The sequence below is a fragment of the Planctobacterium marinum genome, assembly GCF_020687805.1.
In the GTDB taxonomy this organism is placed as follows: domain Bacteria; phylum Pseudomonadota; class Gammaproteobacteria; order Enterobacterales; family Alteromonadaceae; genus Planctobacterium; species Planctobacterium marinum.
Genome location: NZ_JAJEWQ010000005.1, coordinates 1 through 24,623, shown reverse-complemented (window position 1 = coordinate 24,623; position 24,623 = coordinate 1). Strand labels below are relative to the sequence as shown.

At 42.1% G+C, this 24,623-nt stretch carries 11 protein-coding genes; 3 read left to right on the top strand and 8 right to left on the bottom strand.

Annotated elements, in window-relative coordinates; translation table 11 throughout:
* Window positions 1–13 precede the first annotated feature (13 nt).
* The 7 genes from LJ740_RS16350 to LJ740_RS16320 form a co-directional block, all read right to left on the bottom strand.
* Window positions 14–1,438 (bottom strand): hypothetical protein, encoded by a 1,425-nt coding sequence (locus LJ740_RS16350; protein WP_229530196.1) that lies wholly within the window; start codon window positions 1,436–1,438, stop codon window positions 14–16.
* Window positions 1,439–1,509: 71 nt separating this feature from the next.
* Window positions 1,510–2,487, bottom strand: a complete 978-nt coding sequence (locus LJ740_RS16345) for a TauD/TfdA family dioxygenase (RefSeq protein ID WP_229530195.1) — start codon at window positions 2,485–2,487, stop codon at window positions 1,510–1,512.
* Window positions 2,488–2,548: 61 nt separating this feature from the next.
* Window positions 2,549–12,070 carry a non-ribosomal peptide synthetase gene (locus tag LJ740_RS16340; protein WP_229530194.1) on the bottom strand — a complete coding sequence of 3,174 codons (9,522 nt, stop codon included), beginning with the start codon at window positions 12,068–12,070 and terminating at the stop codon, window positions 2,549–2,551.
* A complete protein-coding gene (locus LJ740_RS16335; RefSeq protein WP_229530193.1) occupies window positions 12,051–13,763 on the bottom strand; it encodes a cyclic peptide export ABC transporter in 1,713 nt (570 codons plus the stop codon). The genes LJ740_RS16340 and LJ740_RS16335 overlap by 20 nt, the downstream gene beginning before the upstream one ends.
* A 13-nt stretch (window positions 13,764–13,776) precedes the next feature.
* Window positions 13,777–15,987: a penicillin acylase family protein gene (locus tag LJ740_RS16330; protein ID WP_229530192.1), complete on the bottom strand. Its 2,211-nt coding sequence runs from the start codon at window positions 15,985–15,987 to the stop codon at window positions 13,777–13,779.
* A 1,029-nt stretch (window positions 15,988–17,016) separates the two neighbouring features.
* Window positions 17,017–17,634, bottom strand: a complete 618-nt coding sequence (gene cysE / locus LJ740_RS16325; protein WP_267498337.1) for a serine O-acetyltransferase — start codon at window positions 17,632–17,634, stop codon at window positions 17,017–17,019.
* Window positions 17,543–17,767, bottom strand: coding sequence for a serine O-acetyltransferase (locus LJ740_RS16320; RefSeq protein ID WP_267498336.1), 225 nt, complete (start codon window positions 17,765–17,767; stop codon window positions 17,543–17,545). The genes cysE and LJ740_RS16320 overlap by 92 nt, the downstream gene beginning before the upstream one ends.
* Before the next feature lie 325 nt (window positions 17,768–18,092).
* Here LJ740_RS16320 and LJ740_RS16315 point away from each other — a divergent pair, with 325 nt between their 5' ends.
* Window positions 18,093–19,163 (top strand): ParB/RepB/Spo0J family partition protein, encoded by a 1,071-nt coding sequence (locus tag LJ740_RS16315; protein ID WP_229530191.1) that lies wholly within the window; start codon window positions 18,093–18,095, stop codon window positions 19,161–19,163.
* A gap of 642 nt (window positions 19,164–19,805) precedes the next feature.
* On the opposite strand, the gene LJ740_RS23340 is transcribed toward LJ740_RS16315, so the two are convergent.
* Window positions 19,806–20,018: a hypothetical protein gene (locus LJ740_RS23340; RefSeq protein WP_229530496.1), complete on the bottom strand. Its 213-nt coding sequence runs from the start codon at window positions 20,016–20,018 to the stop codon at window positions 19,806–19,808.
* Between LJ740_RS23340 and LJ740_RS16305 the strand changes: the two genes are divergently transcribed.
* Both LJ740_RS16305 and LJ740_RS16300 read left to right on the top strand, forming a co-directional pair.
* On the top strand, window positions 20,012–23,140 hold the full coding sequence (locus LJ740_RS16305; protein WP_229530483.1) for a non-ribosomal peptide synthetase: 3,129 nt from the start codon (window positions 20,012–20,014) through the stop codon (window positions 23,138–23,140). The genes LJ740_RS23340 and LJ740_RS16305 overlap by 7 nt on opposite strands.
* On the top strand, window positions 23,137–24,623 hold a 1,487-nt coding region (locus tag LJ740_RS16300), incomplete at its 3' end, for a condensation domain-containing protein (RefSeq protein WP_229530190.1). The genes LJ740_RS16305 and LJ740_RS16300, both read left to right, overlap by 4 nt.

Here is a 24,623-nt window from a genome sequence, read left to right as displayed (position 1 = left end):
TTATGTCGGTTTGCTACAGCATTAAGCGTTTTCTTTTTACCGGGTTCTCTTCGAGCACCATAAATTCAATGGCGCCATTGCTTGAATTGATGACACCATTTTGGGAGTCTGTTAATTCTGCCCTGAGAAAGGCACCGGAATAGGCACTATCTATATCGAAAACTCCCCAAACTGGTTTGGTGGGGAGCAGCTTGCCATCCGCATCTAAACAAAGGAATTCATCCGATTCACAATATTGCTGGACAATCCAGTCGTGCCCTTGCAATGCTTTCTCTATCGCTTCATTCCATTTGCCTGGGGAGCAATAACGTCCCACATATACGTCCTTACCTTGTTGCGAGCGAGCCTTCTTTACTACCAATTGCTCTTTTTTGTCCTGCAAAAACGAAAGTAATGAGTGGGGTGTGCCTTGCCATAATATTTCCTTATCCTCAACTTTACTTGTCCAAGGGATATGGCTTTGAATGAAGGACACATCCTCTTGGTTTAATGATGCAAGAAACTTAGTTTCGTGGACAAGTGCTAGTACAGACTTGTTGCCAACAATAGTAATGGCTGGATTATCTGGAAAGACCAGGTTATTGCGCATTGAACAGGTGAGGAGTTTCAACATGATTTCGTTTGGCACAAAAATGCCTTCAGCCATCGTTAGCAAGATGGCGTCGATTTTTTCACCCTCGAAGTGTAACTCCCCTTGGTTTGTGAAAACTAAATCATCGAAGTTGTCAAAGAAGTATAGTTGTCCGCGCAGACTCTGTTGGGTGTTAGCCCATACTTTTCGGTATTCTGCTTTGAAGCTTTCCGTCTGGAAGTCAGTTTGTTCTGAAGTGAAAATCAGTACGTTTGCACTTGTTCTTGAAGCATCCTTGCTGATTTCCTTGTACAACGAAGAAAACATAGCTTTGGTAACATTGTGATGAGAAACGTTTGAGCGATCTACGTCCGTGGCATTGTGCAGGTTTTCAATAGTTACCGGGCTCAACCAATCGTGTTGCCATCCTCCAACCGTACTTCCTACATTTATCTCCAGTACTTTGAATTCATTGTCTGAAAATAACGCATCGTAGCGTATGAAAAACTTACCCGGTTCATATGGTGTATTTAAAATGAGAGGCAACAAAAATTCGGGTTCATTCAAATAACGTGAGAATAAACTTTCGTCACCTTTGAAATACACATCCAGGGCTCTATAAATCAGTGGAATAATTCTTTCTATAAAACGGTTGTGCTTTTTAATATCTTTCTGAGAGATAATGACAGGTACTGCTGACACCGGATACTCATAATGCTTCATGAAATCCGGTATTTTCTCATCAGCATAGTCAAATGACATGCTCATTACTTTGTTTTTATTGGCCAGAGAGTCTGCTAAATTGCGGTATGTCTCAGAGTAGTTAGAAAGCGTCTTGAGTCTGGTGTATGCGTCTTCTGTTTTCATATAATTGCCGTGTATTCAGGTTACCCTTTAGGTAAATTCTTATTATTAAAATGCTAAAGGAAAGGTCATTATCACTGTGATAAGTCGCTAAATTGTTTCGCCCCAGACATGCCTACTAACACTTTTCTGTTGCCTTGATATGGCTCTCGCCCATGGGTGTACCTGAGGTTATCAAGGATCATTAAATCACCGCGTTGCCAGTCGAATAGGATTTTGTTTTCCTGGTACAGATTTCGAATTAAGGTCAGGTCTGCTTCATCAATCGAGGAACCATCACCGTAATAGGTATTTCGCGGGAGATTCTCTTCACCTAGATTTTGTAGCTGAGATCTGACGTCGTTATTGAGAGCTGAAACGTGAAACAAATGCGCTTGGTTGAACCAGATAGTTTCACCTGTATCGGGGTGAACAATTGTTGCCGGTAAGATCTGCTTAGTACGCAAACAATTGTCGGGTAGCCATTGCCATGAAATGTCATTCATTTGGCAATATTTCTCGACATCATCTTTGCTATTGGTTTGAAATACTTCTTCCCACGGCAAATCAAAATTAGAATAATTGCGTACGTATAAAATGCCTTTCTTTTCAAAGTTGTCTCGTATCGCTTCTGGAATTTGATGATATATTTTCCTGCTATCACAAATCGGTGTTTGGCCGCCATGTTGAGCCGGTGTCATACAATAAAAGCCAAGGTCGCTGGGAAACGTATTAGAGTAGGCATTTTCATTGTGCTGCAAAATGGTTTCATCAGCGTAGTATTCAGTAGCGGTATACACTCCGCCTTTTAATCCTTTTCTGGGCGTAGACCTGTAGGTGTATTCCAATAACTCAGCACCAATAATTTGCGACAGCGCTTTGCCAAATTGATTACTGCTGTGCAAAGGTAATTTGCGAAGCAGTAAACAGCCGTGTTCTTTAAACTGGCTTCTAATGTGGGTGATATTGTCATCAATCCACTGTGCGACTGTTCCACTATTGGTATCCTTGGTGATGAATATAACACCGCTTTCTAGCCTCGATACTTGCTCTACTGAAGCTAATCCAGACATCATCTACTCCCCCTTAGTTTGCATGAACGATTACTATCGTTGTCTACTCGTGATTTATTTTTTAGATAACCAGCTTATTCTTGCTCGAATGCTTCGTTTTAATTTCCTTGAGCTCAATTAGACACTCGATATGTTTTGCGACCTCTCTTATCGAGCTGTTGTGATACAGAGTTTGGAAATCGATATTAACGTTAAACCTGTCATTAATTCGGGACACTAATTTGGTCACTAGCAGCGAATGTCCGCCTAAGCTAAAAAAGTCTTCCTGAACACAAAGTTCGTCATTTTTTAGTACCGAAGACCATAATTCATGGAGTTGTTTTTCCATTTCTGTTGCTGGCTTCTGAATATTTTTGGGCGTGTTTTGCGCATGTCTGGCAAGTGCATATTCGTCAATTTTTTGATTTGCAGTCAGAGGCAATTCATCCAATACAACAAAATGCGATGGCATTTGGTTAGTGTCGAGGTAGTCTTGTAAATGCCGTTTTAAATTGGCGATGGAGAAATACTCGTTTGCTGTTTTCGCCAAGGTCAGATAAGCGACAAATTGCCAATTCCCGTTGACAGGCTTGTATCGAACAGCACACTTGTCAACATATTCGCAGGTTTCGAGTGCTTGCTCTATTTCACTTGTTTCAATTCTGAAGCCTCTTACTTTTACCTGGGAATCTTTTCTTCCTAAGTGATGTACGCTGCCATCTTTGAGATAGAGACCTAAATCACCGGTGAGGTAAATTTTGTCAGACTTGTCGTTTTCATTTTTTGAGAGTGGATTGATGATATAGCGTTTTGTTGTTTGCTCAGTATTATTCACATACCCATCAGTTAGATATCGACTACGAATCCCTATTTCACCAACCTCGCCTACGGCACATTGTTGGTTATTATCATTGAGCAGAATTAACTGGCAATCATCGATGCCTTTTCCAATTGAGACAGAATCAGATAAGTCTTGTTGTTCGGATGAGTCTGATACATCAAAATAACTGAGTGCTCTGCAGGATTCCGTTGAGCCATAAAGGTTGATAATCTTAAGAGCGGCGTTGTTTTGCTGTAAGTTATTAACAACATAACGAGGCAGTGGCTCTCCGCAGAAACAAACCAGACGCAGGGCAGAGATCTTCGGCTTCTGACTTCCCCAGAGGAATTTAGCCATGCTTGCAGTAATGTTCAACGTACTAATGTTATTATTGATTAACCAATCCCCAAGAGCTTTTGGGTCTGTAATTGATTCGGGAATGCTCAGTTGTGCACCTGTACTCAATGCAGTAAATACATCTCTTTGCGTTGGGTCATGCGAGAGGCCTGACAACATTCCGTAGTTGTCTTTACTCGATAAAGAAAATGTCTTGATTGTCCAGGGCAGGAATTGGGATAGTGCTCGTTGGTTTCCAATTACACCTTTAGGCTCGCCCACTGTACCAGATGTAAACGCTATGTATGCGGTTTGCTCTGCTGAAATTACAGGGCCATCAAATGTTTCAGGGTAGGCTTCTGTGCTTTCTATCACTGCAGAAACATCGATACCGGGTATTTTACTTGCGACTGAATACTCAGTTACGGTTTGGCTGACAGTGATGTTTCCATCGGTAAATAGAATAGCATCCGGTTGGGCTACGTGTAGTTGCTGACTGAGTTTTTTGGGTGGGGTAATGTCCGTTAACATAACAAAACGTGCCCCGAACTTTAAGCAACTCATCAACGCAATTACGGTGATGTCATTGCGATTGGCCATGATGGCTATCGAATCGCCTGTTTTAACACCGCAGTCAGTGAGGTAATGGCAAACGCGATTGATAGTGATGCTTAGCTCATGGTATCGCCAGGTTTTCTGTTTGTAGGAAATGGCAATATTATCAGGAAATTGAGACACGGCTTGTTCAAAGCACTCACTGACGGGGCCAATCCAACTTTCAGATTTGTATGTATTTAACTTCGCGTCGGGAATAAGCACTGTATCCTGTTGCAACAGCGGCAAACTGATGACTGGCTTTTCATGGTATTCAACGATGTTTTCCAAACAGTTAGCAATTTGATTTAGCATTAATTGCATGTAGTCAGAGCAAAACTTTTGAGCGGAATAGTTTATTCGCAGCTCCAGTTCTGTTGCTGTGTTGGATACGTATACGGTGACGTCGAATTTGTTGGCGATTGTGGGAGGCGCGTCCAGGGACATTTGCAAATCGTCATGCCCGGTCTGCATTTCAGGTAGATTTAGATAATTGAGCATGACGTTGAACAATGAATCTGATGCCTCTTCTCCTGATTCAATTAGCGCTTCTTGCACCAATTCATAGGGTAGCTCCTGATGCAGTAACACCTGATTCATACTTGTTGTCAACTGCGTTAAGAGTTCAGAGAAAGTCGTGTTTTGCTGAAACTGGCTACGCACAGGTAAATTATTGACAAAAGGTCCCAGAATATTTTCACTGCCCGATAACATGCGATTGGCAATAGGGATGCCTAACACAAAATCATAGCGATTTGTGAGTCTCGCTAAAACCACTGACAACGCACAATGAACAATATTAAACAAGGTTGAATTATTGACTTGGGCGTATTCTTGAAGAGTCTGTTTTAGTCTTGCGTCAATAACCAAATTGCAATCACTGTAGCTCGAGTTAGGCTTTGGTTTAGGAAATGGTAATTGCAGTTTGGTTGGCAACTGTTTGAGGTGAGTCTGCCAGAATGCGCGCTGTTTTTCTGCGGCCGAAGAGGCCAAAAATGCTTTTTGCCAGACGACGTAGTCGAAATAATTGGGCTGCTTAGCACTAGCGTCGTTCGTTGTGTTGCCATTCAGGTAACGTTGAAAAAACTCGTTGAACAGCAATGATAAGGACCAACCATCAATGACGATATGGTGGACATTCAGGATGATCTTAAAGTGATCTTCGGAATACTTAATTAACATCATCTTGATCAATGACGGCCGTGTAAGATCGAAAGTTGTTTTAGTAAACGCATCAACATGAGCGTCCAGATTGATATTCGTCAAATCAACCGATACATCTACATATTCATAACCGGGGTCAGGTATTTCAGAGGCTTGTTGAAGAACCTCGCCATTTTCTGAGTTGCCAAAGCAAACTTTCAATATAGGGTGCGCATTTACCAGTGCGACAAACGCGGCTTTTATTTTCTCTGATGACAGCGCACCTCGTACAGACATACTGCCGACAATATTGTGTTTGTTGGATGCTCCCTCTATTTGCTCTACAAGCCAGATGCGTTGTTGTGTGTAGGATAAGGGCTGAGGGGTTTTTAAATTAATACCTGATGATTTTCTAAGTAACAGATCGGCGAAACTTTCCTTCTCCTTGTCTTCAATGCAATGAGCTAAATCTTTAATACACTGGTGCTCAAATAACTCTTTTAACGATATAGAGATGCCCTGTTGCGCATTGAGTCTGTGTATCAGGGATGCCGATTGCAGAGAGTTACCGCCAACGGAGAAAAAACTGTCGTAGATACTGAGGGTTTCCGGGGCAATACCAAGCAGATCACACCAGAGTTTATGCAACAGGCTCTCCATCTTAGTGACCGGAGGGATGATACTTCTCGACGCCACTGGAAGTGCAATAGACATGAGCTTTTTGCGATCTATCTTGGCATTTGGGGTCAGTGGTAGTTCAGCCATCTGTATATATGCATTTGGTAACATATAGGGGGGCAATACGTTGCCAATGAACCCTTCTATCTGTTCTTGCAACTCTTTGCTGAGTAATTGCAAAGGACTATCGAGACTTTCACATGTACGCTCTGTCTGTAAAAATGCGACTAATTGCTTTTGGTTGTTACTTGTGGCTCTGACCAGAACGACGGCATTTTTGACAACCGGAGAGCTGATCAGTTGATGCTCTATTTCACCCAGCTCAATCCTGAAGCCACGTAGCTTCACTTGATGGTCTATTCGCCCTACATATTCAATATCCCCTTCATGATTGTATCGAACTAAGTCTCCCGTTCGGTAAACTCGTTGCGCCAGCAAATCAGGTGCATAATGAACAAAGGGATTCGCTGTAAAGCGCTCTTCGGTTAAGTCAGGCTTATTAAAATAGCCCAGTGACAATCCAGAACCACCTATCAATAGCTCTCCTATGGCTCCTTTGGGTACGAGTGTGTTTGCCCCATTAACGATGAAAAACTGGGTATTGTCGATAGGACGACCAATTGCTGGCTTTTTCCCGGATTCGCGCAACTTATAGCTGGAATAAGTCGTATCTTCACTGGGGCCATATAAGTCATAAACTTTGCCAACACCGGCTTCGTAAAGCTTGTTCACCAGAGATGTAGATAAGGGTTCGCCAGCACAATTCACCACTTTTACTGATGCCGGCAACGCGTCATTGCTCAACAGGTTTTCAAGCGCAGAGGGCACGCTATTGATCAGGCTTAGCGGTTTGCCGTCAGGAAATTGCGATCTGTTTAGAATGTTGCTGACAACAGCAATTTGTCCTCCACAGGTAAGGGGTACAAACATCTCATAGATGGACAGATCAAAACACACTGATGTTGAAAAGAGTACAGATGCCAGTTCTTCTTCACTGTAAGTGTTATGTGACCAGTTAATGAGTGTTGCCACATTTTTTTGACTGATCATTACCCCCTTGGGGTTACCGGTAGAGCCGGATGTATAGATGATGTAACACAAGCTATCATCAGCACTATCTCGTAGTTTATCTGCCACAGGATGAGTACTAATATTTCTGCCTGAAATATCCAGGTTATCCAGACAAATCGTTTCTACAGTCTCGATTGAAATCTGCGCTCGGATGCTTTGGGTAGTAAGCAATTGGGAAATCTGACTGTCTTTAACTATGTATTGTTGGCGAGACTTCGGATAGTTGGGATCGATAGGCACATAGGCGGCGCCTGTTTTGAGTACTGCCAAAATGGCGACAATTAAATCTATAGAACGGTCAAGGCAAACACCGATGGTGGGGGTTTCGCGGTTGCCGTTGTTGGCGTATAGAATTTGAGCTAAACACTCTGCTCTTTCATTGAGCTTGCTGTAACTAATCGTTTGGTGCTCGAAGGTGACAGCAGTCGCTTCCGGAGTTTTTCTAACTTGACGTTCAAAAAGGTCAATTATGGTGGGTAATTGGTCATCGCTTATTGCGGGGTTCAATTCAGTCAGTAGATGTTGCTTCTGGCGTTTCGACAAGAAATCCAAAGCCAATACTGGTTGCTCAGGTGCCTGGCAAACGCATTGTGCTAAACGCTCGTAATGATCCGCAAATTTTTTGATAAAGTCTAATGAAAACAGTGTTTTATTGAATTCCCATTCCAGTTTCAAAGCACCATTTTGTTGTGGGTGAACAATTAGCGACAAGTCGAACTTTGCATAGGGGCTTGGCGAGTCTAACTCTTCAATTTCAATGCCGGGCAAAGCCAATTCTGTATGAGTATTGGATTGAAAAACCAACATCACTTGAATTATTGGGTTATAACTGAGGCTCCTTTGAGGGATTACTGAATCTACTATTTTGTCGAAAGGCACTTGTTGATGTTTAAAAGCATCCAGAACTACGGTTCTATTTTGTTTCAGTAGTTGTTTAAACCCCGGATTTGTACTCAGATCACAACGCAATACCAGGTTGTTAACAAAGAAACCAATCAGAGATTGCAACTCTGATTGTTGTCTGTTGGCACTTGGCGCTCCAATGACGATATCTGTTTCGTTGCTGTAGTGGCCCATGAGAACCGACAGCAAGCTGTACAAACCCATAAAAAGGGTCGCGTCTTGTTGTTCACACAAATGTTGTAAAGACTGGCGTTCACTCGGCTGGATAACAGTGAATACTCTATCGCCTGCAAATGTTTGCGTTGCAGGGCGCGGATAAGAGAGAGGCAAAGCATGCACCGGAGGTATATCCTGGAGTTGTTTTTGCCAATACTTGAGTTGCTGTTGGTAGTGTTCACCGTTCAGCCAGTCTTTCTCCCAATAAATATAATCAGAGTACTGAATATCTAATGGCGGTAGCTGTTGTGATTGAGTGTTGCTCGTTGCCTGATAAAAGTGATTGAATTCTTTGATAAGAATAGCGATTGAGTACCCATCGGAAACAATATGGTGCATATTGCAATACAAGATGCCTTCTTCGTCACCTGTTTCGTTGCTCAGTGCAATGTAGCCCATCCGCAACAAAGGTTCTTGTTCTAGTTGAAAAACATATCTGTGATTCTTGTCCAGTAATTCGTTAGCTGCCTCTGTTCTGATGGGGGCTGGCAAACTGGTCAAGTCGTGGAAGTCGAGCGCGAAGTCACGGCTATTGGCTATGCACTGGCGTGGCTTACCATCAAGTGAAGTCAAACGGGTATTCAGTATTTTGTGGCGACGCTGAATCTGGGTTAGCGCTTGCTCTGCTGCAGATACATTAAACACCCCTTTAACCAGAAAAGCCTTGGCCATATTGTATTCTGCGCTAGCGCCATTTATTTGATGGAAAAGCCAAAGCCGCTGTTGTGCAAAAGATAAATCGAAGTCAGTAGTTTCTTCTGGCCTTTGTCGAATTTGAAGTGCTGTTTCGCAGGGAGCATCGCTTATAAATTCGCTGATCTGCCCGACAGTGGGGAACTCAAATATTTTTTGAAACGGGAAATCAATGCCAAAAGTATTGCGAATTTTGTTAGACAGCTCAACGGCTAATAGCGAGTGTCCGCCTATGGTGAAAAAGTTATCATCGACGCCAATGGACTCAGGTGGCGCGTTCAACACGTCACCCCATAACTGTGTCAAAGTGCGCTCTGTATCATTACTTGGTTTCGCGATCGAGGAGCTGCGTTGTGTCGAGGTCGGAAGAGGTAATGCTTTTTTGTCAACCTTTCCATTGGGTAACAGCGGTAGTTCTTCTAATTCTATAATAACCGACGGAACCATATACTCAGGAAGCTTGCTGGACAGCGCCTGCTTGATGCTTGTACCCGCTTTATCATGAAGTGTGATATAGCTGGTAAGAGCGTCTGCCATCACGACGGTGACAGCATCTTTAACGACTTCTATGTCGCGTAGATGAAAGTCGATATCGCCCAATTCAATTCTATGGCCTCTGATTTTAACCTGGCTATCATTTCGTCCTATGTAATCCAGCGTTCCGTCATGATTCCATTTGACCAGGTCCCCGGTTCTGTAGGCAAGTCCTTCACAATAATCGAGCGGTAAAAATCGCTCAGCAGTCAATGCAGGTTGATTGAGGTAGCCCTGACTTACACCTCGCCCGGCCAGGTATAGTTCGCCACAAATGCCGATTGGAGTCGGCTTTAAGTGTTTATCGAGTACGAAAGCTTGCGTGTTGTCTATTGGCTTACCGATATGGGGTTTTGTGCTGATTTTTTTTGTAAAAAGCGCGTTAGTGGAGTACGTTGTATCCTCTGAAGGCCCATACAAATTATGTACACTCTGACAGCTTGTTGTCATCAATAAATCGTTGACTGCTTGTTTTGGAAGGGGTTCACCTGCCAGATTGACGGTGTTCACCGTTTGAGGAATAACCTGCATCTCAGTCAACGTCTTTATAGCCGACGGTACGGTATTGATGAGAGAAACATCATATGATGTGTGCAACAAACTCAGCGCGTTTTCTACAACGACTGTAGTGAACCCGTAGCTCAACGGAACAAATATCTCGAACGCTGATAGGTCAAAATTTATCGACGTTGATGCTAATACCGATCTGAGTTGATCGTCGCTGTAGGTTTGTCGAGCCCAACAAACTAAAGACATAAGATTGTCGTGGCTGATTAATACTCCCTTCGGTTTTCCCGTAGAGCCTGATGTGTAAATGACGTAGGCAACCGGATTCTTAGGAAATTCAATACGTGGGTTTGCGGTAGATTGGTTGTTTACGCAGTCACCAGTCATGGCAATTATTGTGGTTGAATCATTCACCTCAAATTCAGAGTTTGAAATTATCCAGCTCAAATGACTGTCGGTTACAATAGCCATTATGCGCGATTTGGGATACTTTGGATCCAGAGGAATATAGCTGCCGCCGATCTTTAACACTGCGAGCAAAGCTACAACCAAAGACTCCCCTCTTTCAAGGTGGATGCCTATGTAGTCACCAGGTTGGCATCCCATTACCAGTAGATAGTGGGCAAACTGATTAACCTTTTGGTTCAATTCTTTGTATGTAAGGGGTCCTTGGTCGCTAATCATAGCCAGGTTGTCAGGGGATTCTCCGGCTTGCGTTTCAAATAATTGAGTAATGGGAACACCGAGCGGGTAGTCGGCAACAGGACCTTGCGAAAAAGACCTGAGCAGTTCGAACTCGACGGGAGGCAATATTTCAAGATCGGTACCTAAGGTGCAGGAGTCACTATATACCACCTGATTAATCATATGTTCAAGACGGCTGGCCATCAGGGTAATATCTTGAGACGAAAAGTAGGATAAATTGTGATCTATTTGCAGTTCGACCTTACCACTATCTCCATATTCCCAAATGGTAAACATTATGGGGGTTTGCTCATAGTTGTGACTGGTATAAACCAAATCACACGCATCTTGATTGAAGTTGAGAAAACTATTCAGGCTGAGATAGTTGAAGCCGATTTGATAGAGCTCCTGATTGGCCGCAAAATCTCTAATCGTATGGCCGATGGGATATTTTTGGTGTTTGAATCCACGGCGCATGGCGTTTTTTATGCTGTGATAAAGCGATGCTAATGAAGAGGATTTATCTATATTCAGTACCATTGGACTAATGCCGGTAAATACGCCAACAGTGTTTTTTTCCAATGCATTATTTCGATTATGGAGCGGGCAACCTACCACAAAATTATCTGTGTCGTAGTTTCGGGCAAAATAGGACAGAATCAAACCGAGATATACTTGTCCAACTGCGACATCGTTGGTTTTGGCTACCGTATGTAATTTATGGTGTATATCTTCCGGGATGGTGGTGCAATGTCGCCTACTTGGTGTTGGTTTTTTGTCGGGAAAAAGATGCTTGTATTGGGGATGTAAAAAGGGTTTCGGTGCAGACTGCATCGTTTCTTGCCAATAGCGTTTATCGCTTTCTCTGCGGCGGCTTTGTTGATACTTCAGATCTTTTTCGATAACACTTTGCCAAGATAATGCAGGTGGGGCGGGTTGGTAGTTGTATGCTTCACTTAGCTTTTTAGCCCAATTGGCAAAGCCAAAACCGTCGATCATTAGATGGTGAGCCAATCCAACATAGTAATAGCTATGTTCAGAGAGTTTTAACAGGTAACTATTATACAGGCTGCAGTTTTCGATAGGTAAGATGGTGGCGAACAAATCTGCTATCCAATTTTCAGCTGCAACTTGTGGGGTGACCACGTCACTCAAATCAATCACAGATAGTTCTGTATCGCGTTCTTCAACAATACACTGATAAACCTCATCATCATCAATAATAATTCGCAGACCGAAAACATCGTTTTCCATGATTAACTTTCGGTGAGCCTGAAAAAGCCGTTGAGCATCAATAGCGGGTAGTTTTATGTAGCCACCTATGTTGTATAAGGGACAGTCCAGATTGTGCAACTGATCAAAATAAATATCTTGCTGGGCTTCGGTCAAAGGCAATAAATGGGTTTTAGACTGTAAGTGTTGCATTCCTACCTACCTGTAATAATTGTTTTTTTTCTGAGGTGTTTTTGACAAGTAGCTGCCCTTGCTCCATGACCCATATTTTGTCTCCGACATCAAAATATCTCTCGTCGTGGCTGATAATAAGCAGTGTCTTACCGCGACGCTGCAAATCCTGAAGGATACGGGTGTAGAAAACCTTCTTGAAGACAGGATCTTGATCAGCGGCCCATTCATCGAATAAGTAAATGGACTTATCTTCCAGAAATGCTACCAGTAACGCCAGGCGCTTTCGTTGGCCATCTGATAGTGATGTGGTAGAAAACTTGCCATCAACTATGGAAACTTTTTTATCCAGCTCCAACAGTTTAAGGTAATCGTCAATGAACGCTTTTTGGGTGCTAGATATATCAGTGAATAACTTGTCGAATAAGTAGTAGTCAGTATATATGGCAAAAATTTGTTGCCGATAACTAGCAATATTCTCCTTTGTTACCGGATTTCCATCGAATTTTTGTTCTCCAGAGGTCGGACGATAGTGCATGGTGAGCAACTTACTTAAGGTGGACTTGCCTGAACCATTGGCTCCAATAATGAAGTAAATGCCGCCCTTTTCTATGGTCAGGTTTATAGGACCAACTTTGAAACCTTCTTCATCTGCACTGTCGGGGTATTGATAATAAACATTCTCAAAACTAAATGAAGTCCAGTCCCCCTGTTCAGTAATTTCGGTATTGACTTTTTCATCTGCAATTGAGGACAGTACCTCGTTTAATTTACGCTGAGAGACCGAAGACATCACTAGCTGTGGCATGGAGTTGATCACGATGGAAATGGGAGTTGTGATGTAAAGCAAGGCCATAACAACACCCACTAATTCTTGTTGGGCTATGGCGTGGTAGTTTACGAATACGTAGCATACAAAACCGATCACAAAGAAACTAATCAAATCACCAATACTGACAGTGGCACGCATAATTGTTTGTGCCTGCTTTTCTGTTGAGACCACTTGGCTCTCAAGATTTGACAACTGTTGTTTAAGGTAGTTTTCTCTTTTAATTCCGTCGAGTTTTAGTTCTTTGGCACCGTAAACCAGCCCTCGAATCGACTCTTGTAATTCATCCGTCAGGTATCGGTTTACTTTGAATATGCGTTGACCAATCATCATCGGCAACTGATAGAAGACGATACCGATGGCTATGGCATACATGACAAACTTGAATACTTCAGTATTTAAGTAAATCAAAAATCCAAGCATTCCAAGTAGCGTGACAATATTTATAAAAATCGCAGGTAATAACCTTGCACCGCCCACGATTCTTGGAATATCGATATTTATTGCTGCAATTAGCTTAGCATGACCTATCTGCTCGATTGAATAAAGTGGTGCTGTACTGATCTGACGATAGAATCGGGTCCTGATGTCACGTGCCACATCTGAACCTATGTTCATTAACATTATTTCTGATACAGTCCGGGTAACAAGTACCAGTAAACAAGCGAAGAAGTAAACTAAGGCAAGTTTATAGTTGGCGATTTCAAATCCAAATATTGTATCTAGTTCGCTGGAAACTTGCTCAATCCCGGTATCACTGGTGGTGATGGATTCCATGACTAAAGGAATAAGCAGTGAGTAACATATTCCTGCCGCGGCCCCAAACACAATGGATATAAATACACGATTTGGTGCGATGTTGGAAAAATAATTTAGTATTTTCATTTGGTTACGCTTTTTATTGTGTGGAGAGTTCCAAAAACTGGTTGTTGTGAAACAGTTCGAACATGTCACTGTAATGAGGGCTTGAAACCTGTCCTGATTGGCCCGTGGAGTTGATGTATTGATGGCGCCGGTCATCTGGATGCATATTTATTATTTGCCTGAATCCAGCACCAAAAGTGCTTTCTAAACCCACAGATGGTACAAATCTTCCAACCGAAACATTGACTGTGTGAGTGGCTCCACCAGATTCATACTGACGCTCGAAGTATGTATCAAGAACTTTGAAATTACTGAATGGTAAATGGCTATAAATGGTGGATTGTAGGCTTCCGAGTTCCCAAGATTCTATGTCATTTCCAAGAATTTTTGTGAGCTCTCTAATCGCGCTATCCAGCGAAGTTGATAATGTATCATCGCATGTCTCAACAACTGATGTGTTAGCGTCGTCACACCATTTTTCTTCTGCAGTTATGATACTTGCAATCTGATCGGCGGAAATGTTACCTGTCAGGTTAGCGAGTAAGTTAGCTTGATTTGGTTTATTCCATACACCTGATAATTCATCGGAAAACATCGACTTTCGAATATGCCTTAGCCAGTTATAGTAAAGCGTTGCGCCAACTTCGGATGACGCTGCATTTCCTTGCCACTTTGCCAGCAATTCAATTACTTCTCGTTGTTCAGGAGAGCGTGCTTTAAAATCACTTAACTTTTTCAGAAGAGCTAACGCGGACAAGTCAAGGACGTCAGTCTGCATGACTTGCACATCTGATATTTTTAACTTCTGTTGTTGATGGGTTCTTGCCTCTATCATTTGTTCTATTCGATTAGCGCGATGTGGGGCAGCAAAGTCACTACTTATATAGTATGGGTATTCGTCTGATGCCATGTTATTGTTGGCGTTTATTATGTAGCCTGAGGGGGGATTGCTGATACGCGGCATCTCGTCAAAGGGGATAAAACCACTCCATGAGTTGCTTTTTCTTAAGGGAATTCTCCCAACTGCTTGAAATCCAATATTATTGTCGGTATCTGCGTATAGTAAATTCAAAGGTGGAGCAACAAACTGCTTAGCTGCGGCTCTAAACTCATCCCAATTACTCGCTTTATTAATGCGATATAACGATTCGTAGGTGGTGTCATTAGATGAATGTGCCGTCCATTTCAGGCTGAGTACCGAATCAGAACCAGGAATTGCATCACTGACAACAGGCCCGTTGCGTGTCTCGCGAATCAGAATTTTTACCGGCTTTAACTCGGCTCTAAAGCTTGCTGGAAAATCTGGCTTGACCTTAATATATTCAACTCTTTCGTTCATTTCCAGCCACTTTCCCTGGTATCTATACTGGCCGTAAACCCTGGGATTGGTTTCTTCCACAATAAGGTCTTGTACATCAGCCATCATATTGGCACCACCCCAGGCGATATTGTTGTTTTGCCCAAAAACAACGAGAGGTAGCCCCACGAGGCTCATACCTTTTACCTGAAAACTATCAGCTTGCTGAGCAACTGCGTACCATAGAGATGGAATTTGCAAACCTAAATGAGGATCGTTTGCGAGAATCGGGAAGCCATTGTCGGTGTGTTGCCCACCGATCACCCAGACATTGCTTCCGACATTTTTGCCGCCAATTTTAAGGTCTTCAATTAATGATGACTGAGTCCGGGCGAGTTCCTCGAAACTACTTATGGTAGATGACCGAGCGAGTTGTTGAGTAGATGGGTGATTCGGAAATAAAACTTGCATCAGATCATCTGAGACGTATTGCGCTGCAACCTGGACATCCAACTCCGTTTTTAGGTTTCCGGATAGATTCAGCGCAAATACCTTTGACCAGGCTAGCGAATCAACAGGAGTCCAGGGTTCAGGTGTAATATTAAGTAACCTGAATTCAACAGGTAGATCATGATTTTCTTCAAGCCATTGATTAATCCCTGCACTGTACGCTTGCAACGAATTCAATGCTTCTTCGCTTAGGATTTTTGTAACTTTGTCGGCCGCTTTGTAGAGATTCAGTGTACGCATCCAAATATCTTGATTTACTGATTGTGCGCCAAAAACTTCGCTAAGAGTACCTTTTGCTATTCTCTTCTGTATTTCGAGTTGCCAAAGTCTGTCTTGAGCGTGGACATATCCCATCGAAAAATAAATATCTTTTTCGTGTTTAGCCAAAATCACAGGAACGCCTTTGTCATCTCTTTTTATAGTGGCAATACCTTCCATTGCTCTCATAGAAATGGGGTTCTCAAGATCTGGTAACGGTTTCCAAAGATAGGCGTAGACCAGAAAACATACTAGTGCACACATCGGCAACACCAATAGAAAGGTGATCCTTGTCAACAGTCTCATAAAAACTTCTCACTAAATTGTACTAAATAGATTGCTTGTAAGAATTACTCAACATACCTGAGAAAATGATCATACGGGATGCGTCATTATTGCTGGTATCAACTCGGTATTTTTAGCAGTTACAGGCTTTTACTTCGAGCGTTTCGCTCGGGCAAATTGATAAAGATTATGTTGCCGTATCTTCACAGAATTGTCGACAACATTTTTATTTACGCCAGTTAATAATAAATGATACTTGCGGATTGAGGGCTGTATTTTCATTTTTCGATTGCCCACTGATGACGTTGAGGATTTGACCTTCGCAGTTTAGGTGTATGATTAAGAATCCCGCTGTGACCATGGCTTGGTTCAGATCTTCGAAGTGGGAATGTATTGTGTATACGCTTAAGACATGGCGCTCCAGAGAGAAGGTTAACAGTCAGAATAAAAAAATTACCCTTTCGCTATATACTTCAATTAATTTATTTGGTAAGTTTTTGTCTCCTTAAATGCATAATAATAAGAACGGTATGGGCAGAGAAAAAAGGATGGAATTGAGGTTTGACAGGGAAAACATCGAGCAACTTGAAAAGGCGGAACTTCTAAAGTTATCGTTTATGGAGGGGTACAAATATGGAAGTCAAGATGCCCTCAATGGGGTGTTTTTGGACCACAAGTCCTTAGCTGAAGACTTCGTAAGTTCTGTATTAGAAGATCGCTATTCTCATTATGGACGAAAGCCCAGATTGGTAAAATAACGAGCAGTCAACGAAATTCGTCTCACACGTGAGACGAAATCTCTACATGCAGTTTTTTCTCTTTTACAATCACAGAATCGTCTGTCGATTTGGATAAGTCCCAGTACTAAATTTGTTCAAAAATATCGCTGATTGCAGACTTCTGGTCCCTCAAAAACAGCAATGTCTATGTCATTTGAAGCGGTTTAAACTCGCTCAGGTCTTTAGCAGGAATTCCTACTACAGTAGTATTAGCTTTGATGTCATTGAGTACTATACTCCCGGCTAATATCGTGACATTTCTGCCGACTGTGATATTTCCTAAAACTTTTGAACCTGCCCCTATTGTAACCTCGTCACGGATTTTCGGGTGACGATCACCCACATCGTTTCCGGTACCGCCCAAAGTAACCGATTGCATAATTGTTACATTGTCACCAACTACCGCTGTTTCTCCTACTACTATGCCGGTTGCATGGTCAAGCATAACTCCCTGGCCGAATTGTGCTGCAGGATGGATATCAACAAGGAAAATTTCGGAACATCGACTTTGCATAAAGAGTGCTAATTCTTTTCTGTCGTTCTTCCATAGGTGATTTGCAATTCTGTGTATTTGTAAGGCCTGGAATCCACTCAGGTTGAGTAATACCGACATCAATGACTTTACAGCCGGATCGCGCTTAAACACGGCTTGGGCATCAGTTATTGCAGCATCAACTATCCACGGAGCTGTGGCATAGTTTTGTTGAAAAATTTCTCTTAATGGCATGGCTCCCAGGTGATTGTTTGCTATTTTTTTTCGCAAGAATGAAACTCAGTGCCGCTTCAAAGCTGTGTTGTGACAGGACACATGAATAAACAGATGTGCACAAAAATGCCTCTGTATCTATCAGTTTTCGTGCGTCATTGGTGACCTGTGTCCAGAAATCAATATCCATTGTTCTCCTGCTATTGTAAGTTTTTATTACAGAATTCAACAAACACTTAGTTGTTGGAAGATTTATTTTGGCAGTGCCCAGGCAACACGTCAGTATTTTTAATGAATCCAAGGTAGCAGGCGTAATTAGCCTGTATTACGCTTGACACTAAACATGAAACCGATGATTCAAGAAGAGCTCATTTAAGGCTCATATAACGAATTTTCGAAGCATAATACGTCTATTTATGGCGCAATATTTGAAACTGTCGCATTTTTTTAAAAGGCAAAGTTAGCTATACTATGTCACAGTATTAAATAGTTTGTGAATTGTTTTGCAAAAAAATATGATTAAACAGCAGTTTGTCGCCGCATTAAACTCTGGGGATGGAGCACTTCCTGGATCAGAAACTTTCGATTATGTCGCACTTTTTTTAAATAAAATTGTACCTGATGAAGAGAATGCCAGATTTTTTCCTACGGTAATCATTGATGATGAATTGGCAAAACAGTTTTCTACCAGAAAGATAACGAAACCTACACTCGTCCGTATTGCAAATGCCGAGAAAAAAGTAATTGTCGGAAAAGGGGTATTTGTCAATTGCATGGAATATGGGAAACCCGAGTGGAGTGAGATTAATCGAACTATACAGACAATAGTAACTCTTGCTCAGAGCATAGAGTTATCAGAGCTCATTCAGCCTCCTACTGTTTACCCTATTGAGGATGGACGATACAAAATTCTTACCGGGCATCGACGTTTTTTTGCCATGGTTTATTCTCAGGGTATCAGTCAGGCGGCCAAGATAAAGGTATACAACAAGCCTCCTTTACTGAAGAGAATTAAGCAGTTTCAGGAAAATGCCAACCGAGAAGAATTGTCACAAAGCGGCAAATTGGAAGCGTTCATTGCAGCAACAAGAGAATTGGAGACGCTCGAGGATGCGCAAAAATTAGTTGGTCGTACTAAGATGTCCGTCAGGGAATCTGTTGGTGTATTAGGAATTTCGGCTGGTGCCTACGATAACTATAATGTTCTTACGAGATATCAGGAAGTGATTAAAGCTTACAAGTCGGGTGCAATGATCCCATTTGTAAAAATGAAAAAGTTGGTGCTGGATGTCGAAAAAAACTATCGGACAGAGACCAACAAGACACGCTTTAATATTGACGATAAAAGAGCTATAGGGAAGCGCATTGAGAGCCTGATAAACGGTAAACAAAAAAGAAAAGAATCAACTGGCGCAGTAAATTATGTAATCAAGAACATAACGCGCCAGGAAACGATGAAAAAACTATTGACCACCAACTTTACAGAAATGGATATCGGGATTGATTGGGATAATGTTGATTGGTCTAGTAAGCCCCAGGTAGAAGAAATATTGGTCAAAGTCATCGATCATCTTGAAAGTGATTAACAACCAATCCTCCCTTAATAGATTCGGCAGAGGAGTGGCTTTGTGAAAGAAGCGTCATCGCAACTCTGCTGCTAAACAGCATCAATAAAAGGATTGATGCTTGCAATCTTTTTCAATGAGAAATAGGTCACATGCAAGCCCCTATTTAGTAGGGTATCTAAGCACATCATCCAGAGACAAAAAATATTTTGCGTTCAATATGATGGAAGTATTTGTGTAAAAATTTGCACCAACATATTTCACTGCTCCCAAGACTGTGTTACTTTTCTTCGTACGTGAGTTGAACGAGCGATGCCTCTGTTGCATCGATTGACTATTGGATGTTTTTATCAGCCAATGTCTGTTTGTCGATTCCTTTAAAAAGCGAATTCATTCACATAACGTGACTACGACTGAAGTTGAATTTGGGTCATCCATAAACGCAATGAAAGAGGTGCTGTAGAAAACTGCAATGTGGTTTTCACTCGCACATCACTTGTTGCAGGTATTGCTCATGACACCAAACGCTTGATACAGGTTGTGAATGCGCAATCATACTTACTTTTTTTTGACTAGTTTAAGTTGGTCAAAAATTCAGGTTGTTATCATGATTTAGTCCTGATGACTATGGGGCGATCTGAATAAAAAATATAATCGTTAGAATTAATGAGGTTCTTCTACAAATGGAAACTGTTCTCCAAATACTTCGTGAGTGTAAAGCTCAGGATATTGAGTTGTCTGCGAATGGTGGTGATCTGGAAGTCGTCTTCGATGATGCTCCCTCGGATGAACTTGTTGCTCTGCTAAGAACACATAAAGCTGATGTTCTGGAATTCCTAATTCAATCTGAAACTGCTGAGCAAAAAGAAGTGCCACTGCAAAAACTTAAACACTCCTGTGCCCCCTTATCTCTTGGTCAACAGAGGCTTTGGTTTTTGGATAAACTAGAAACCAGTAGTGCTCACTACAATATCACTAAAGCTCTGCGGCTATCAGGTGAACTAAACACAGTTCACCTCAAGACGAGCCTGGAAGCCATAATCCGACGCCACGAAATTTTGCGTACTATTTACGTTGAAGACTCAGAAGTTAAGCAATTAGTGCAGGAGAATCAGACCTTAGACTTCGCAGAAGTCGACCTGTCGGATGTTGGCAACATAGACCAGGCTCTTGAAGACTTAATCAACGCTGAGCAATTAAGAAATTTTGATCTGAGCAAGGATAGTATCTTAAGAGCGACGTTGATAAAGACGGACAATTCAGAATGGGTTTTGGTAATTTCTATTCACCATATAGCCTGTGATGGGTGGTCTCTCAATATTGTCGTTAACGAACTTCTCAAGTCCTACCGTGATCTTGCGACGGGCCAAACTATTGAATTACCGGAATTGCCATATCAGTACACCGATGTAGCCATGTGGCAGCAAAAAAACATGGACAAGTGGAGAGTGAATAGTGATTTTTGGGTGGGTTACCTGAAAGATGCACCAAAAATTCATGAATTGCCTACCGATTATGCTCGACCTAAAGAGTTAAGCTTTCATGGTGCAAGTATAGAAACTCTCATTGAAAAAAGCGTTAATCAATCAGTTACTGAAATATGTAACAAACTGGGGGTGACACCATTCTTATTCTACTACTCAGTGTTTGCCCTTATTGTCAGCCGCTGGAGTGGTCAGGAAGATGTTGTTATTGGAACACCAGTAGCGAATCGTGAAGTGTTGGGAGTTGAATCACTTATTGGCTATTTCTCAAACACAATGGTGTTGCGAACCAGGGTAGAGACTGAAGACTGTTTTGATGCTTTACTGACTAAGAACAAAGCAAACTTCCTTGATGTTTTTGCCAAACAGCATGTGCCGTTCGAGCTAATTGTCGATGCGCTGGAATTACCCAGAAACTTGAGTCACTCTCCCATCTTTCAGATTTTCTTTTCATACCATTCTCAAGCAGACTCTCAGCAAACACTAAGTCTTCCAAATCTTGAATTGGAAAATGTAGGGCTAAAATCAGCTTTGTCTAAATTTGATTTGGAGCTGTCAATAACGAACGCTGATAGTTGTCCCAAGTTGAATTGGATTTATTCTACAGAGTTGTTTGATGAATCAACGATTACCAGACTGGCGGATAGCTACATCAAAGCGGTAAACACATTAGCGGACAATGTGTCAGCCAAAATTGGTGCGATAGACATCATACCAACAGTGGACCTCAATTGTTTGAGCAGGCACTTTCAAGCTGTTCCTCCATCAAGTGAAGCGTCAGATTTATCTTTGGGTATTGAGCGATTTAACGCTGAAAACCATACCGCGTTAATATGTGGAGATAACACTTTGAGTTACCAGCAACTTGATCAACTGGCTAATCAGGTTGCTCACTGGTTGCGCGCAAAAAAGGTTGCCCAAAACTCTGTGGTTGGTGTCAAGTTACCGCGTTCCGTAGAGTTGGTGGCGGTCATGCTAGGCATATTACGTGCCGGAGCCGCCTATCTTCCTTTGGAGGCAGGATATCCGGAACAACGACTGAATTTGATGGCTGAGCAATGCAAACCTTTGTTAGTCATCGATAATATTGATGAGTTATACCGGTCGATTGAATCACAGCCGTTGAATAGCCTCAGTGATGTGGAGATTTCTCCAGAATCTTTGGCGTACGTCATCTTTACCTCTGGCTCAACCGGGACCCCTAAAGGAGTCACTATTTCCCGTAAAAATATGGCGACCTTCCTGGCTTCGTTTAGGGAAAGGTATCCATTAAAATCGGGTGTCTGGCTGGCAGTAACAGGAATTGCTTTTGACATATCCGTGCTGGAAATCTTTGGGGCACTTTCGTTTGGTCACACCATCATAATGACACCTGATGGCAATGTGGAGGACAAAACGACCCTGAATATTCCCGCTTTGATTCAACAATATCAGGTGACAGAATTACAGTGCACTCCCAGTTTTGCGGCGATGCATTTGTCACAGGCAGACAATGAACAATTGCAGACTTTGAACAATATATTCTTTGGTGGAGAAGCATTGTCTGCCAGTCTGGTACAAGAGATGAGCGGCTTAACTACAGCCTCAATACACAATATGTATGGGCCTACAGAAGCAACAGTGTGGAGTACCAGTAGCAAAGTTACTCCCTCTGATGGAGAGCCGATGATCGGTAAGCCATTAGTGGGATATCAATGTTTTGTATTGGATCGCAACAAGAATCGTGTTCCAGCGGGAACTCCCGCAGAACTGTTTATTGCAGGAAACGCCGTATCGGCTGGTTATATTAACAACAGCGAGGAAACCTCCAGGCGATTTTTCGACGGAACTGGTATTACTCAACAGAAGTTATATGCCACGGGGGACATCGTCAGCTGGACATTGGATGGGAACCTGAAATACAAGGGCAGGTCAGATAATCAAGTCAAATTGCGTGGTTATAGAATTGAATTGAGTGAGATTGAGCATGTTATTAATCTGCACGAATCGGTTCAATCTTCCATTGTTGCCGTAGTTGGTGAAAATGAAAACGTTAATTTGGTTGCTTATATACAGCTCATGGACGCCACGATAAACCAACAAGCTATTGAAGATGATATCAAACAATCAGTGGCAGCGGTGTTACCGCATTTCATGATTCCATCTCAAATGATGTTCCTCGACAAGATGCCACAAACACTAAATGGCAAGATCGACCGAAAGGCCATGCCAGAATTCAAAGCCGCAATCTCTGGAGAGACAGAAATTGTTACTAAAACGGAGAAAGCGCTAGCGGTTATGTGGGCTGAGCTATTACAGATCCCTCAGAATCAAATCTTCCAGGAATCTAACTTTTTCTCGTTGGGAGGTCATTCTCTTTTACTGACCAAACTGGTGACAGTGTTGAATGAACGCATGAGCTGTGAAGTAACGGTTCGGGATGTTTTCCAATATCCCGTTCTTAAGCAGTTGGCAGAGCGATTGGAACAGTTACAGGAGGTTGAAAATAGTGCTGAATTGGAGTTGATCATATGAGTATCAAAACCTTCATTGCGGCATGTGAGGCTCAAAATGTTAAATTTTCATTGCACGATGACGAGCAACTTAAGATTTCAGCTGGAAAGAGTATCAGCCCGGAATTGTTAGCCGAAATCAAACAAAATAAATTAATGATAATGGACTTCCTGAAGAAAAAGTCCATCACCTCACAGCATAGAAAAAATGAGTCCGGAGACATTATTCCTCTCTCCTTTCAACAGCAACGACTGTGGCTTTTAGACAGAATTGAAGGGGCCAGTGTCCATTACAATATGCCTGTCTCAATGCGGCTTGAAGGACAGTTAAATGTAGCAGCTTTATGTGATGCGTTTAATACCATACGAGAGCGTCATGAAGTGTTGCGCACACATTTTAAAGAAGGTGAGATGGGTGAACCTTATCAGGTAATTTCCCTTTATAAACCGGCTCAATTTCCCGTCATTGATCTGTCTGGCGAAACTGAAGAGTCAAAAGCTGAAAAGACAAGAAAAGCGATTGATTTCGAAGCTATTAAACCTTTTGATTTGTCATTCGATGACATGATTCGAGTGAGTATAATTAAGGAAAGTGAAACCAAACACTTAGTATTAATTACCATGCATCACATCGCATCAGATGGTTGGTCCATTGGTGTTTTAGTTAAAGAGTTAACTACGCTTTACATGGCTTACTCATCAAATGAGTCACTTACTCTGCCGCGATTGAATATTCAATATGCTGACTATGCCTTATGGCAACGTGAAAATTTTTCAGACACTTCTGCTGACAGTCAAATTAAGTATTGGCAAAGTCAGCTTGATGGGATACCCGATAGTCATAATTTGCCCACTGACTATTTACGGCCCTCACAGCAAAGCCATGAAGGGAAAGTACTGTTCTCCAGCTTGGATAAGACTATATCGGAACAGCTTCGTGAACTTTGTCTGGAAAGGGACGCCACATTATTTATGGGCGTCCATGCTGTTTATGCGTCGCTGCTTGCGCGTTACAGCAATGAAAAAGATATTGTTGTTGGAACACCGGTAGCAAACAGGCCACAGAAAGAAACCGAAGAGCTAATTGGATTTTTTACTAATAATCTGGTCTTGCGAACGCGTCTGCAAGAAACGCAGTCATTTGACGAATTGTTAAAGCAAAACAAGCAAATGTTTAGTGAAGCTTATGCCAATCAGGACGTACCTTTTGAACATCTGGTGGAACATCTAAAACCAGCCAGAAGCCAAAGTTTTCATCCAATTTTTCAGCTTGTAATTGTGATGCATAACTACGGAAGCACAAAATTATCGCTACCAGGTGTTTCTATTAAAACAGTAGAACAAACAGACATCCTGGTGAAATATGACATTTTATTGAACGTATATGAAAAGCCCGACGGAATAGAGTTAGGTTGGGAATACAACAGTGATCTGTTTAAGGCGCAAACGATTGAAACCATGGCGCGTCATTTCAATGCGTTGTTGACGTCGATGGTACGCTCACC

Bases quoted from the DNA above. Each gene is read 5' to 3' on its own strand.
- LJ740_RS16340 (WP_229530194.1), bottom strand. From the start codon at position 12,070: ATGCAACACTTACAGTCTAAAACCCATTTATTGCCTTTGACCGAAGCC.
- LJ740_RS16315 (WP_229530191.1), top strand. From the start codon at position 18,093: ATGATTAAACAGCAGTTTGTCGCCGCATTAAACTCTGGGGATGGAGCA.
- LJ740_RS16335 (WP_229530193.1), bottom strand. From the start codon at position 13,763: ATGAAAATACTAAATTATTTTTCCAACATCGCACCAAATCGTGTATTT.
- LJ740_RS16350 (WP_229530196.1), bottom strand. From the start codon at position 1,438: ATGAAAACAGAAGACGCATACACCAGACTCAAGACGCTTTCTAACTAC.
- LJ740_RS16320 (WP_267498336.1), bottom strand. From the start codon at position 17,767: ATGGATATTGATTTCTGGACACAGGTCACCAATGACGCACGAAAACTG.
- LJ740_RS16330 (WP_229530192.1), bottom strand. From the start codon at position 15,987: ATGGAAGGTATTGCCACTATAAAAAGAGATGACAAAGGCGTTCCTGTG.
- LJ740_RS16345 (WP_229530195.1), bottom strand. From the start codon at position 2,487: ATGTCTGGATTAGCTTCAGTAGAGCAAGTATCGAGGCTAGAAAGCGGT.